This is a genomic window from Rhodococcus qingshengii JCM 15477 (assembly GCF_023221595.1).
GTDB lineage: Bacteria > Actinomycetota > Actinomycetes > Mycobacteriales > Mycobacteriaceae > Rhodococcus_F > Rhodococcus_F qingshengii.
Window position 1 is genome coordinate 2,283,176 of the sequence record NZ_CP096563.1, and the last position, 12,852, is coordinate 2,296,027.

The window sequence follows — 12,852 nt, forward strand, 5'->3', positions numbered from 1 at the left end:
GCCTGCTCTGAAAATGGGCAGACGACGAACTATCCCATCTGGGGGACTGAATTGTCCGAAATACTACAATCTAAACAAGAACAGGTTCTAGAAGCGTTGTGTTCGATTAGGATCATTCGGTGCTTCCGGACCCTTTAGGTGACGCTGTCGGCGCCGACCACAAGGGCGGGCGGCGAGCTGGTTCTCTGACGCCCTGGCTCGGGTTGGCGACGAGTCTGGCGGCGGCATTCATGCAATTGCTCGACGCGACCATCGTCAACGTCGCGCTTCCGAGTATCGCCGTCGATCTTCAAGCAGGCGTATCGGCGCAGTTGCTCATGGTCAGCGTGTACATCCTGGCTTTCGCGTGTTCGTTGATCACTGCAGCGCGGCTGGGGGACCTGTTCGGCCGTAGAGTTGTTTTTCTGACCGCCCTGTCCGTATTCGTGGTTGCCTCGTTGCTGTGCGGGCTCGCGCAGAGCGCGACGATGTTGATCGTCTTCCGGGGTCTGCAAGGATTGGCGGCCGGTTCGATGTCCGCCCAGACGTTCGCCATCATCTCGGGTCTGTTTCCGAAGGCCAGGCATCCGCGAGTCTTCGGGATCTACGGTGCGACCATCGGGCTCGCAACGGTCAGTGGGCCTCTGATCGGCGGGCTGCTGATCGAGTGGAATCTGTTCGACTGGGGCTGGCGCCTGATCTTCTTCGTCAACATCCCGATCGGCATCGCCGCCTTGATTCTCGGATATTTCCATCTCGTCGATGCTCGCGCTGAGCATGTGCGCTCACTGGACCTCATCGGCGCCGCACTGTCATCACTGGCGCTGTTCCTGCTGATCCTTCCCCTGGCCGAGGGAAGGGCGCGCGGATGGCCCACAGGTCTTGTCGTAATGCTCGCGATGTCGGCGCCGGTGGCAGTGGCGTTTGTGCTCTACGAATCGCGTTTGGCGAAACGAGGCGGCGATCCGGTCCTTCGTCTCGAGCTTTTCCGCGACCGAGCCTTCACAATCGGCGCGGTTCTTGCGTTCGTTTTCTTCGGAACCCTGACTTCCTTGATCTTCACCATCAGTCTCACCCTTCAGTTCGGCTTCGGGTTCTCCGCATTGCGAGCGGGCGTCATGACGCTGCCGTGGGCCGTCGGAATGGGCGTGGCGGCGGTTCTCTCATCGGCGGTGTACCGGATGCTCGGAAACCGTGTTCTGATCCTGGGGATGGTCGTCTTTGCCGGCTCGCTGATCGCGCTGTCGATCATCCTCGAACGCGAAGGAACCGATCCACGCTGGCTCGCGCTCGCCGGTCCGCTGCTTCTCGGTGGCGCAGGTCTCGGACTGTTCGTGGCACCACTGCAAACCGCGATCCTTGCGACGGTCGAACCCGCGCACGCGGGTTCGGTGTCGGGACTGCTTCCTACCGTTCAGCAGGTTGGCAGCTCCATCGGACTGGCCTTGATCGGAGTGGTGTTCTTCTCGCTCGTCGCGGGGCAAGCTCCGCAAGCAGTGCAGGGGGAGCGGCCCGAGTACGTTGCGAACCTTGAAGCTGCCGGCGTTGGTCCCGGCCTGATCGACATCGCCGAAAAGGCCTTTGTCGATTGCGCAACAAGCCAATTGGCATCCGGAACACCGATGGAGGTGGCGCCGGAATGTCGCCGGGACGGCTCCGCCGGTGCCGGGGGTCAATCCGTTCAGGTGGCAGTTGATGCCGCGTACGCATCGACTCGCGCGGCGGCCGGCGAAGCATTTCTCCAAGCGCAGCGCCGTGTGCTCGCGATCATCGCAGCAATTGCGCTCGGTATCGGATTGGCGTCGACTGCTCTGCCGCGGGTCAATTCGCCGGTCTGAAAATTGCCCTTGACTCGAACGGGTGTTCGAGTACCCTGTATGCAGGGGATCGGGGGATTCAATGAGTGTCTTGTTGTCGGATGTGGTGTCTGGTTCTGCGGTGGGGTTACGCGGACGGTTGTGGCAGTTGTCTGCTGCTGAGTTGCGTGCTGCTGCTGTCGAGGCGAGTGCTGAGATTCTGCGCCTCGAGGCGGTTCGTGTGGCCGTGGTGGACGAGTTGTCGTTGCGCCCGGATGATCAGGTGATTGCCAGTCGCGGGGTGGGTGCGTGGTTGGCGGCCAACACGATGTTGCAGGTTCGGGACGGGAAGAAGATCGCCGCGTTGGGTGCGGCTTTGCGGCCGTTTCCGGCGGTGGCGGCTCGGTTCGATTGCGGGGATTGCTCGTTCGATCATGCCGTGTTGATCGTGGCGTTCTGTGAATCACCACCGAAAGGCATGCCGGAGGAAGCACTACCGAAGTGCATCGATCTGTTGTTGGCTGCTGCGTCGGGGGTGGAAGCGACGACCACGAAGGTGCGGAACGTGATCGCGACCTTGGAGCGGTTGTTCGAATCGGATGAGATTCCGCCCGCCGAAGATGTCGACCGGAACGAGTTGCGGATCGCGTCGACATTGAACGGTCGGGTGGTGGTGCGCGGTGATTTCGACGCCCTCACCGGCGAAATGCTGCTGTCGGCGTTGTCGAATCTGACGATGCCCACCCCGGCACCCGATGGAACCCCGGATGCTCGGTCGGCGGCGAAACGCACGGCCGACGGGTTCACCGAACTGATCCGCCGCTATCTCGATTGCGCCAAGACCGGTACCGATGGTGGTCAGCGTCCGCACGTGAATGTGCACATCAATGCTCGTGATTTGGCGGAGCATCGGGATTGTGCCGCACAGTCTTCGGATTCGGGTGATGACGGCTCACTGGAGCTGTCCGATCTTGATGTCGGGCACATGCCCTGGCTGGGACCGCTGTCGGTGTCGCAGACCAGGCTTCTCGGGTGTGATTGTTTCCTGTCCACCGTGCTGCTCGACGATCACGGCGCGCCGTTGGATGCGAAACCCGGGAAACGGGTGGTCACCGCGGAGCAGCGAGTGGCGTTGATTGCCCGAGACAAAGGCTGCGCGTTCCCCGGCTGCACGTGTGTGCCCGCGTGGACTGATGCGCACCATATCCGGCACTGGGCGAACGGCGGCCCGACGGTGATGAGCAACCTGGTCCTGCTGTGCCGTTCGCATCACCGGTTGATGCACCGGAAATCCGGGTTCGTCGGGAAATGGGATATCCGGATCGGTGTCGACAACAAACCGTGGTTCATTCCGCCGCCCTCGATCGACCCGCAGCAGCACCCGCGGCCGGCGAACACCACCTTCAAAACCTGAAGGGTCAAACCTTTTCGGTGACAACAAAAACGACCAGCTTCGCATCGGCATGGACCCGATGCGGGGCTGGTCAGTGGTGCTTGGAGAAAACGTGCTTGGAGAAAACGTGCTTGGAGAAAACGCGTCAGAAGATGCTCTGCGTGCGCCAGAGATCCGAGACGGAAACCCCGACACGCTCGAGAAGTGTTCGTACCAAAGGTAATCCGATACCGATGACACTCGAGGGATCACCCTCGATTCTCTCCACGAACCAGCCGCCGAGACTGTCGAGCGTGAATGCTCCGGCGACTTGGAGCGGCTCGCCCGTTGCCAGGTATGCCTCGAGATCCTCGGTGGACGGTTGCGCGAAATGAACCACTGTTGCGCTGTGATCCGAGGCCATGCGGACGATGCGGCCGTCGGCGACGCGTAGGACACAGTGCCCGGTCAAGAGAGTGGCGCTGCGTCCGGCCATTGCGGCCCATCGCTTACGGGCGATATCGACGCTGCCTGGCTTGCCTTGAAGTTGCCCGTCGATCAGGAGCATCGAATCGCACCCGACAACGACTACGTCGGTGAGATTGTCGGCGGCAAGACCGGGAACGATCTCGGCGGCCTTGGCCTCCGCCAGTACCGTCACGACTTTTTCGGGGGCGGCGTCGGGTCCGAGGTTGTCGGCGATCTTGTCCTCGTCGACGCCGGAGACACGCACAAGCGGCGAAACCCCGGCCGCCCGCAGAACTGCGAGGCGAGCCGGGGACGCTGAAGCTAGAACCAGTTGAGTCACGTCAGCAGAGTGATCGTCAGCTGCGACGGATCGCGGGGTTCAGGTACGCGTACGGCGAGAACGGCGCACGCGTGCGGTGGAACTGAGTCGGATCGCCCCAGGTCTCCGCGGGAACGTTCGACTCGGGAGCTTGACCGCTGCCGGCAGCCGCAGCAAGCACGCTGACCAGTGCCGCGATCTCGACGTCGGTGGGCGAACCCTTGACGATCTTGATGACCGACGCGTCGGAGGTCGACGTCTCGGTCAGCTCCGTGAGCGAAGCATCCGTCGCGGTTCCCTCGACGACCGCACCGTTGGTCGGTGCAGTCTCCGCCAGTGCGACATCTTCGCTGAGAATGTCCTCGGTGGTTGCGGTCATAGGGGAATGTTCCCATGCTTCTTGGGCGGAAGGGAAACGGCCTTGCGCTCTAGCAGTCGCAATGCGGAAACGATTTGTCCGCGGGTGTGCGACGGAGGAATGACAGCGTCGACGTATCCGCGCTCAGCGGCGACGTACGGGTTGACGAGTGTGTCCTCGTACTCGTTCTGCAGCTTGAGGCGCAGTGCATCGACGTCTTCGCCGTTCTTCGCGGCTTCGAGAAGCTGCTTGCGGTAGACGAATCCGACTGCTCCGGATGCACCCATGACGGCGATCTGAGCGGTCGGCCATGCCAGGTTCACGTCGGCGCCCATGTGCTTGGAGCCCATGACGTCGTACGCTCCGCCGTAAGCCTTGCGGGTGATGACCGTGATCTTGCCGACCGTTGCTTCTCCGTATGCGTAGAGGAGCTTCGCGCCGCGGCGGATGATGCCGTTGTATTCCTGCTCGGTTCCGGGGAGGAAGCCGGGAACGTCGACGAGGGTGATGATCGGGACGTTGAACGCGTCGCAGGTACGCACGAAGCGAGCGGCCTTCTCCGAGGCGTCGATGTCGAGGCAGCCCGCGAACTGGGTGGGCTGGTTGGCGACGATGCCGACCGAGCGTCCGTCGACGCGACCGAAACCGACGATGATATTCATCGCGCGCTCGGCCTGGACCTCGAGGAACTCGTCGTCGTCGAGGATGCGACGGATGACCTCGTGCATGTCGTACGGCTGGTTGGCCGAGTCCGGGATGAGGGTGTCGAGTTCGATGTCCTCGGCGGTCAGGCTGTCTTCGATCGAACCGACGATGGGGTCGGTGATCTCGCCGCGGGGAGCCGCTGCCTGGTTGTTGGACGGCAGGTAGCTGAGCAGGTCCTTGACGTAGTCGAGTGCGTCCTGCTCGCCGGAAGCGACGTAGTGGGCGACGCCGGACTTGACCATGTGGGTGCGAGCACCGCCGAGGTCTTCCATCGTGACGTCTTCACCGGTGACCGTCTTGATGACGTCGGGGCCGGTGACGAACATCTGGGAGGTCTCGTCGACCATCACGACGAAGTCGGTCAGTGCGGGGGAGTACACGTGGCCGCCGGCGGCGGGTCCCATGATCAGTGAGATCTGGGGGATGACACCCGAGGCCTGGACGTTGCGGTGGAAGATCTCGCCGTAGAGGCCGAGCGAGACGACGCCTTCCTGAATGCGCGCGCCTGCACCTTCGTTGATGCCGACGAGGGGCCGTCCGGTGCGGATCGCGAGGTCCATGACCTTGACGATCTTCTCACCGTAGATTTCGCCGAGCGATCCGCCGAAAACGGTGGCGTCCTGTGAGAAGACACAGACGTCGCGGCCGTCGATGGTGCCGTAACCGGTGACGACGCCGTCGCCGACCGGGCGGTTGTCAGCGAGACCGAAGTTCACACTTCGGTGCCGTGCCAGTGCGTCGAGTTCGACGAAGGAGCCCTCGTCGAGGAGGGCGGTGATGCGCTCGCGGGCGGTCAGCTTGCCTTTGGCGTGCACCTTGTCGATGGCGGCTTCGCCGCTCGGTGCCTGCGCCTGGGCTTGGCGATTCCGCAGGTCCGCGAGCTTTCCCGCGGTCGTGTGGATATCGGGTGCGGCCGCCGCCTCCGGCGCGTTCGGCTCTTGGACAGTGGTCATGGACGTGAGCTTAACGAGAGTGCGTGGGGGGCTTCGAAGGCAGGTCCGATTGTCGCTGTCTTGCAGGCTCAAGCTACTGACCAGTACATTCTCGCCGTCGTCATAGGCTGGGGCTATGTGGACCGACTTGAACCGACCGCCCCTCGACGGCAATGCCCTACGACGCGCACTCGTGCGCAGTGACAACGACGACGCGCGCGTTTTCTGGAACCGCCTCGACGTTGTCGAGGAGACCGGTTCGACGAACGCGGATCTCCTTGCGCGAGCGGCAGATCCGGATGCCGACCGTCACGTTCTGATCGCCGAATATCAGGCGAGTGCCCGTGGCCGTCATTCGCGCACGTGGGTGAGTCCGCCGCAAGCGCAGATCTCGATGTCGGTTCTGCTGTCGATGCCCGGAATGAATCTCGCGGACATGGGTTGGCTCCCGCTACTGTCGGGAATCGCGGTCGTCGACGCGCTGCGCAACGTGGCCGAAGTGCCCGCAGAACTCAAGTGGCCGAACGACGTTCTCATCGGTGACAAGAAGGTCGCCGGCATTCTGGCCGAGGTGGCGAGGACGGCGCCCGATCCCGCGGTGGTGGTGGGGATCGGGCTGAACGTGAGCCTCGGCGTCGAGGAGCTGCCCGTCCCGACCGCTACGTCACTGCTGATCGAAGAAGCATCGACTGTCGACCGCGACACTCTCGTTCGCGCAATCGCCCGTGAATTGGCGACGCAATTCCGTGCTTGGGAATCGTCGAAATGGGATACATCTGTGTTGGCTGCCGAATACCGGCAGCGCTGCGGGACGCTGGGCAAACGAGTCCGCGCGGTTTTGCCGGGCGACAAGGAGGTGTTCGGTATCGCGACCGACGTCGACACTTCCGGACGCGTCGTCATCGAAATCGAGGGAACAGATGGGGAGACCTTTGCGGTCGCAGCAGGTGATATCACGCACCTTCGCGCCGCCCCGGTCACCGAATCGTGAACGTTGCCGGATTTTCTGGCACCAAAGTGCTAATTTTTGGCCCGGACCGGTTTTCGAACCAACCGTCCGTCCTTCATTTCACTCAACTGCGGGATTTACCGAGCTGCCTAGGGGCGTCATGACCACACCGATCGTTGTTCCGACCGAAGCCGAGACGGCCGAGAGCGCTCGCCGCGTACTCACCGGCGTGACGGTGCTGCTCGGTGTCCTCACATTGGGCCTGGGTATCGCGGTACTCGCGTGGCCGGATGCCACCCTGTTCGTGGTCGCGGTTGTCATTGCGATCCAGCTGTTCGGATTCGGAATCGTTCAGATCATCCGTTCGTTCGCGGACGTGACGGCTTCGGGTGGAACTCGCACGCTCGTCGCGATCTCCGGCGCGTTGGCAGTGCTCCTCGGATTCTTGGTTCTCCGTAGCCCTTTGCAGACGGTGGTTCTGATCGCGTTGGTGATCGGTGCCTGGTGGGTATTCCGTGGCGTTCTCGATCTGGTCGACGCGGCGTCCGGGCACACCGTCGATCGCGGTCTGTCGATCGTGCTCGGAGTCATCAGCATCGTCGCGGGTGCAATCGTCCTTCTGCAGCCCGAACTCTCGCTCGACGTCTTCCGCATCGTGGTCGGCGTGTGGATGGTGCTGTACGGCATCATCATCGTCGTGACCCCGTTGGTGCTGCGAAAGATCGCGCAGCCCTGAGCGTTGCCCTGAAGGCGGGTGTGCCTGAAAGTCGGTGTGCCTGAAAGTCGGTATGTCTGAAAGTCGGTGCGGGGTGGCAGACTTCCCGTCATGGGATATCCCGAAGACGCCCTCGCTCAGGACGAGGAACTGATACTGCATCGCCATCCTCATTGGAAGATGTTGGTGCTTCCGGCGCTGACGTTCGTACTTGCGACGGCCGTCGCCGGTTTCTTGTTGGGCCTCGCACAGACGAGATTGGACGGCACGGCTCGCACCGTGTCGTCCATTGCCGTCGGAATCATCTGGCTCGGTGTCGTGGCCTGGCGATCGGTTGCGCCGTTCACGGTCTGGAAGTTCACGCATTTCATCGTCACCGATCGGCGAGTGCTCATCCGCCACGGAGTGCTCACGCACACGGGTATCGACATTCCCATGGGACGGATCAGCAATGTTCAGTTCCGTCACGGCCTGATCGATCGAATGCTCAAGACCGGAACTCTGGTCATCGCATCTGCCAGTGACGATCCGCTCGAGTTCGACGACATTCCTGACGTCGAGCACGTTCACGCCCTGCTGTATCACCAGGTTTTCGATTCCATGCAGCAGCCACCATCGCAGGCACCGCAGTGGCCGTCAGGTGAAAACGACGACCCGAACGATCGAAATGGCTGGTAATCAACGTGCAAAGGCGTGTTGTCCGTAGTCTGTTCGTGTGACTGCCGTATTGCTAGCCGAAGACGACGAGGCCATTGCTGCACCCCTTTCCCGCGCCTTGGGGCGTGAAGGGTATTCGGTGACGGTCGAACCGACCGGACCCGCTGCGTTGCAGCAGGCGCTCGAAGGTGATTTCGACCTGTTGATTCTCGATCTCGGCCTTCCGGGCATGGACGGCCTCGAGGTCTGCCGACAGATTCGTGCGCATCGCACCTCGCTCGCCGTGCTGATGTTGACCGCCAGGACCGACGAAGTCGACTTCGTGGTCGGGTTGGACGCGGGCGCCGACGACTACGTCAGCAAGCCGTTTCGTCTCGCCGAGTTGATGGCACGTGTGCGAGCACTCCTGCGTCGCCACGGTGGCCGCGAGGACACGATCGTCGAGGTCGGTGGCATCAGGCTCGAGCCCGCGGCACGACGCGTACTCGTCAACGGCTCCGAAATCGCCTTGGCCAACAAGGAATACGAGCTTCTGCGGGTCCTCCTCGAGCACGCCGGGGAAGTGGTCTCGCGCGATACGATCCTTCGTGAGGTGTGGGGCGACGTCGAGCTTCGTGGATCGAAGACGCTCGACATGCACATGTCGTGGCTGCGCCGCAAGATCGGCGACGAGGGCCCCGCCGTGGAACGCAGGATTGCCACCGTCCGCGGTGTCGGTTTCCGAATCAACACCGACTAACTTCTCGAGAATCAGGAACTGCCGGCATGCGGCGTCGCATATTGCAGTCGATTCTCGCTGTCGTGATCATGACGGCGTTGCTGCTGGGGGTTCCGCTGATCTACACGGCGTGGCTCTGGGTGGAGGACGTGACGCGAAGTGATCTCCGGGTGCGCCTCGACCGGATGGCCGCTGAGGTCATCGCGCAAGAGGGGACGAACGGACTCGTCGAAGGTGCGTTGAACACAGATTCGCTCAAGGTTCTCACCCCGAACGACGGGCGCCTCGTCGTCGTGTATCCGACCGTCGTCGACGGCGCTGCACGCGTCGACGTCGGTGAGGCGACGGTCAAGAACGCACTCGTCGAATCGCTCGCGATGGGAACGTCCGGCTCGTTGCGCCTCGAGGTGCCGTCGGAGAACCTGCGCACCCAGCAGAAACAGGCGGTGATGGCTGTCGGCGTGCTCGTGCTTCTGTCCATCACGGCAGGCACCGTGGTTGCTGTGGTCACTGCGCGTCGGCTTGCCGATCCGCTGCAGGATGTGGCCGACCGGGCGGCGCGCCTCGCCGAAGGCGACTTCCGGCCGGATCCTCGTCGGCACGACATCCCCGAACTCGACCGCGTGTCCGACGTCCTCGATGCGGCAACCGTGGAGATTTCGGTGCGGCTGCAACGAGAGCGCGCGCTGGTTGCGGACGTCTCGCATCAACTGCGCAGTCGACTGACTGCAGTGCGGCTGCGCCTGGACGAGTTGTCCGTTCACGAAGATCCTGACGTCGTGAACGAGGCCGAGGAAGCCATGGCGCAAGTGGACAGGCTCACCGACGGAATCGACGACCTGATTCGCTCGTCGCGCACCAGTGGGTCATCGGCGAGTCTGGTGTCGGTAGTCGGCGAGCTGGAACAGGTGACTCGCGACTGGCAGGCTCAGTTCGACGGAGAGGGACGCAGGCTGCGCCTACGCGGCGATCGCACGGTGATGGCTGCGACCACAGGTTCGCGTCTGCGTGAAGCTGTTTCCGTTCTGGTCGACAATTCGTTCGAACACGGTGAAGGCACGTGCACGGTGTCGGTGCGATTGATCGACGGTACGGGTCGCAGTTCGTCTCGCCGTGACTCGATGGTGTGCGTCGAGGTCACCGACGAAGGCTCCGGTGTGGAGAACGATCTGGCGCCGCACATCTTCGACAGAGGATTTTCGGGGGCGGGGTCCACCGGCGTCGGGTTGGCGCTCGCACGTGCACTGATCGAAGCCGACGGGGGCCGCCTGGAACTGCAGAGGCGTAAGCCTGCCTTGTTCGCCGTCTTCCTGCCGGTGGCCAACACGGCGCCGACCGCGGACGTCGTTCCGCACCGCGAACCGCGCTGACCGAAAGGTCGGCGCAGACGGAAAACTCAGGAGTGCCCGAGCTCCTCTTCGGCATCAGGAATTACCGGGTCAGGCGCCGTGGTTTCGGATAACGCTGTGGTTTCGGACAATCCTGTGGTGTCGGACAGCTCGAGCGGTTCCGGATTCTCGTCGGGAAACACGAACTTGCGGAAGGCCCAGAATCGGAACGCCATCTGCAGCAGGTTGCCGATGACATATGCACTGATGAAGTCGGCGATGTTCTCCGTCGCCAGGCTGACTTCGGGTACGCGCAGGTTGAAGACGTAACTGGAGATGTACAGCGGGATGAAGCTGATGACGACACCGATAGCGCTGATGATGAAGAACAGCGCAGCTTCGTGCGCTGGTTCACGGCCACCACGGTTCTTGAACGACCACTCGCGGTTGAGAATGTACGACGCGATCACCGCGACGACGCCGGCGATGATCTTGGCCGTGATCGGCTTGGATTCGAGGATCGACAGCTTGAGTGTGTAGAAGATGCCCGAGTCGATGAGGAAGGTCGTTCCGCCGACGATCGCGAATTTGATCAGCTCGCTGTGACGCAGAGCGATGTCACGAAACGGTTGGGGTATGCGGGCAATGACCCCGTCGACAAATGGCACAACAGATGAGTTTACGAAACGAAACCGCGTTACCACCAATTTGCCGCGGATTCATCAGCAGAATCACAGATTGGGAACGCTGAATGAACGGGCGAACGCGGCACATGACAACATAGAGAGCCGTGACCGGCAACAACGATCCCGCGCAGATCCCCGCCCGCCCGACCACCCCTCGACCGGCAAAAGCATCCATGCCCGTCGTCACCATGATCGGTGGCGGACAGTTGGCCAGGATGACTCACCAGGCGGCGGTGGCCCTGGGCCAGACGCTCCGAGTGCTCTCCGGGACTTCGGACGAGCCGGCAGCTCAGGTCAGCCCCGACGTCGTGCTCGGCAGCCACACCGACCTCGATGCTCTCCGCCGTGCAGCGGTCGGTTCCAATGCACTGACCTTCGACCACGAGCACGTGCCGACCGAGCACCTCGAGGTTCTTGTTGCCGAAGGCGTGAACGTTCAGCCGCCGCCGCAGGCTCTGATCTTCGCTCAGGACAAACTGCTCATGCGTCGCAAACTTGCCGAACTGGGCGCACCCGTACCCGCGTACGCCGAAGTGACGTGGGCGGAAGACGTCGTGCGTTTCGGCTCCGAACACGGTTGGCCGCTCGTCATCAAGGCAACACGCGGAGGCTACGACGGCCGCGGCGTCTGGATCACCGACGATCAGGACGAAGCAGAAGCCATCGTCACCGAGCAGCTGAACAAGGGTGTTCCGCTGATCGTCGAGGAAATGGTCTCGATGCGTCGGGAGCTGTCCGCCATGGTGGCGCGGTCGCCGTTCGGACAGGGCGCTACGTGGCCGGTCGTGGAAACGGTTCAGCGCAACGGCCAGTGTGCCGTCGTGATCGCACCTGCCCCCGAGCTTTCGAGTGCCGTTGCCGAGGAAGCTGAACAGTTGGCGCTGCGCATCGCGTCGGAGCTCGGTGTGGTCGGCTCCATGGCCGTCGAACTGTTCGAGACGACCGACGGCACTCTCGTGGTCAACGAGTTGGCGATGCGCCCGCACAACTCCGGTCACTGGACGATGGACGGCGCCCGCACCTCTCAGTTCGAGCAGCACCTGCGCGCGGTTCTCGACTACCCGCTCGGAGATACGTCGCCGATCGCGCCGGTCACCGTGATGGCCAACGTTCTCGGTGCGCCGGAAGCTCCCGAGATGACGATGGACGAGCGCGTCCATCACCTGTTCGCGCGGATGCCTGACGCGAAGATCCACCTGTACGGCAAGGGTGAGCGCAAGGATCGCAAGATCGGACACGTCAACATCGTGGGCGTCGCCGGATCCATCGACGATCCGAATTACGTTGCCGCAGTTCGGGAACGCGCCGAGCGCGCAGCACATTGGCTTTCGTACGCAGTTTGGACCGACGGATGGGATGTACACGGTGAGTGAGAGCGCGCAGGTCGGCCTGATCATGGGCAGCGATTCGGATTGGCCGACCATGGAAGCTGCAGCCGAAGCTTTGGCCGAGTTCGGTATCCGCTTCGAGGTCGGTGTCGTCTCGGCGCACCGCACGCCTCAGCGGATGCTCGACTACGCCAAGGAAGCTTCCGGCCGCGGAATCAAGGTCATCATCGCCGGTGCCGGTGGCGCCGCGCATCTTCCGGGCATGGTTGCCTCGGCCACGCCGTTGCCCGTCATCGGTGTTCCGGTGCCGCTCAAGTACCTCGACGGTATGGATTCGCTGCTTTCGATCGTCCAGATGCCGGCCGGCGTCCCGGTGGCGACAGTGTCGATCGGCGGCGCTCGCAACGCCGGTCTGCTGGCTGCTCGGATTCTCGGTGCTTCGGATCCCGCACTGCAGCAGCGGATGGTGGCGTTCCAGGAGAGCCTCGAGTCGATGGTGCTCGACAAGGACAAGGCGCTCCGCGAAAAACTGCTGGGCTGAT

Annotated in this window: 13 protein-coding genes; 9 read left to right on the forward strand and 4 right to left on the reverse strand. The window is 62.8% G+C overall.

Annotated elements, in window-relative coordinates; all coding sequences use genetic code 11:
* Positions 1 to 119: 119 nt before the first annotated feature.
* Positions 120 to 1,817, forward strand: coding sequence for an MFS transporter (locus M0639_RS10450; RefSeq protein WP_003940674.1), 1,698 nt, complete (start codon positions 120 to 122; stop codon positions 1,815 to 1,817).
* 61 nt (positions 1,818 to 1,878) lie between these two features.
* Positions 1,879 to 3,189, forward strand: a complete 1,311-nt coding sequence (locus M0639_RS10455; RefSeq protein WP_064074936.1) for an HNH endonuclease signature motif containing protein — start codon at positions 1,879 to 1,881, stop codon at positions 3,187 to 3,189.
* 124 nt (positions 3,190 to 3,313) lie between these two features.
* Here M0639_RS10455 and M0639_RS10460 read toward each other — a convergent pair whose 3' ends face one another.
* From M0639_RS10460 to M0639_RS10470, 3 genes are read right to left on the reverse strand one after another with little or no spacing between them, the layout of a single operon-like run.
* Positions 3,314 to 3,955, reverse strand: coding sequence for a Maf family protein (locus M0639_RS10460; protein ID WP_007731146.1), 642 nt, complete (start codon positions 3,953 to 3,955; stop codon positions 3,314 to 3,316).
* 16 nt (positions 3,956 to 3,971) lie between these two features.
* Positions 3,972 to 4,313, reverse strand: coding sequence for an acyl-CoA carboxylase subunit epsilon (locus M0639_RS10465; RefSeq protein ID WP_007731147.1), 342 nt, complete (start codon positions 4,311 to 4,313; stop codon positions 3,972 to 3,974).
* A complete protein-coding gene (locus M0639_RS10470; RefSeq protein ID WP_003940853.1) occupies positions 4,310 to 5,950 on the reverse strand; it encodes an acyl-CoA carboxylase subunit beta in 1,641 nt (546 codons plus the stop codon). Before M0639_RS10470 ends, M0639_RS10465 begins: the two co-directional genes overlap by 4 nt.
* 115 nt (positions 5,951 to 6,065) lie before the next feature.
* Here M0639_RS10470 and M0639_RS10475 point away from each other — a divergent pair, with 115 nt between their 5' ends.
* The 5 genes from M0639_RS10475 (at position 6,066) to M0639_RS10495 (ending at position 10,338) form a co-directional block, all read left to right on the forward strand.
* Positions 6,066 to 6,920, forward strand: a complete 855-nt coding sequence (locus M0639_RS10475; RefSeq protein WP_003940755.1) for a biotin--[acetyl-CoA-carboxylase] ligase — start codon at positions 6,066 to 6,068, stop codon at positions 6,918 to 6,920.
* A gap of 118 nt (positions 6,921 to 7,038) precedes the next feature.
* The gene (locus M0639_RS10480; protein WP_003941007.1) at positions 7,039 to 7,614 is read left to right on the forward strand and encodes an HdeD family acid-resistance protein; all 576 of its coding nucleotides are present in this window, start codon (positions 7,039 to 7,041) and stop codon (positions 7,612 to 7,614) included.
* Positions 7,615 to 7,704: 90 nt separating this feature from the next.
* Positions 7,705 to 8,271 (forward strand): PH domain-containing protein, encoded by a 567-nt coding sequence (locus tag M0639_RS10485; RefSeq protein WP_003941034.1) that lies wholly within the window; start codon positions 7,705 to 7,707, stop codon positions 8,269 to 8,271.
* Between the two features lie 37 nt (positions 8,272 to 8,308).
* On the forward strand, positions 8,309 to 8,989 hold the full coding sequence (locus M0639_RS10490) for a response regulator transcription factor (RefSeq protein WP_003940916.1): 681 nt from the start codon (positions 8,309 to 8,311) through the stop codon (positions 8,987 to 8,989).
* Between the two features lie 26 nt (positions 8,990 to 9,015).
* On the forward strand, positions 9,016 to 10,338 hold the full coding sequence (locus M0639_RS10495) for a sensor histidine kinase (RefSeq protein ID WP_007731154.1): 1,323 nt from the start codon (positions 9,016 to 9,018) through the stop codon (positions 10,336 to 10,338).
* A gap of 26 nt (positions 10,339 to 10,364) precedes the next feature.
* Here M0639_RS10495 and M0639_RS10500 read toward each other — a convergent pair whose 3' ends face one another.
* Positions 10,365 to 10,964 carry a GtrA family protein gene (locus M0639_RS10500; protein ID WP_007731156.1) on the reverse strand — a complete coding sequence of 200 codons (600 nt, stop codon included), beginning with the start codon at positions 10,962 to 10,964 and terminating at the stop codon, positions 10,365 to 10,367.
* 191 nt (positions 10,965 to 11,155) lie between these two features.
* On the opposite strand from M0639_RS10500, the gene M0639_RS10505 reads away from it, so the two are divergent.
* Positions 11,156 to 12,355 carry a 5-(carboxyamino)imidazole ribonucleotide synthase gene (locus M0639_RS10505; RefSeq protein WP_207623930.1) on the forward strand — a complete coding sequence of 400 codons (1,200 nt, stop codon included), beginning with the start codon at positions 11,156 to 11,158 and terminating at the stop codon, positions 12,353 to 12,355.
* Positions 12,339 to 12,851, forward strand: a complete 513-nt coding sequence (gene purE, locus M0639_RS10510) for a 5-(carboxyamino)imidazole ribonucleotide mutase (protein ID WP_039973205.1) — start codon at positions 12,339 to 12,341, stop codon at positions 12,849 to 12,851. The genes M0639_RS10505 and purE overlap by 17 nt, the downstream gene beginning before the upstream one ends.
* Position 12,852 lies beyond the last annotated feature (1 nt).

Excerpts from the sequence above, each read along its gene's own strand:
- M0639_RS10465 (WP_007731147.1), bottom strand. The coding sequence starts at position 4,313 with ATGACCGCAACCACCGAGGACATTCTCAGCGAAGATGTCGCACTGGCG.
- M0639_RS10485 (WP_003941034.1), top strand. The coding sequence starts at position 7,705 with ATGGGATATCCCGAAGACGCCCTCGCTCAGGACGAGGAACTGATACTG.
- M0639_RS10475 (WP_003940755.1), top strand. The coding sequence starts at position 6,066 with ATGTGGACCGACTTGAACCGACCGCCCCTCGACGGCAATGCCCTACGA.
- M0639_RS10505 (WP_207623930.1), top strand. The coding sequence starts at position 11,156 with ATGCCCGTCGTCACCATGATCGGTGGCGGACAGTTGGCCAGGATGACT.
- purE (WP_039973205.1), top strand. The coding sequence starts at position 12,339 with ATGTACACGGTGAGTGAGAGCGCGCAGGTCGGCCTGATCATGGGCAGC.
- M0639_RS10455 (WP_064074936.1), top strand. The coding sequence starts at position 1,879 with ATGAGTGTCTTGTTGTCGGATGTGGTGTCTGGTTCTGCGGTGGGGTTA.
- M0639_RS10495 (WP_007731154.1), top strand. The coding sequence starts at position 9,016 with ATGCGGCGTCGCATATTGCAGTCGATTCTCGCTGTCGTGATCATGACG.
- M0639_RS10480 (WP_003941007.1), top strand. The coding sequence starts at position 7,039 with ATGACCACACCGATCGTTGTTCCGACCGAAGCCGAGACGGCCGAGAGC.
- M0639_RS10470 (WP_003940853.1), bottom strand. The coding sequence starts at position 5,950 with ATGACCACTGTCCAAGAGCCGAACGCGCCGGAGGCGGCGGCCGCACCC.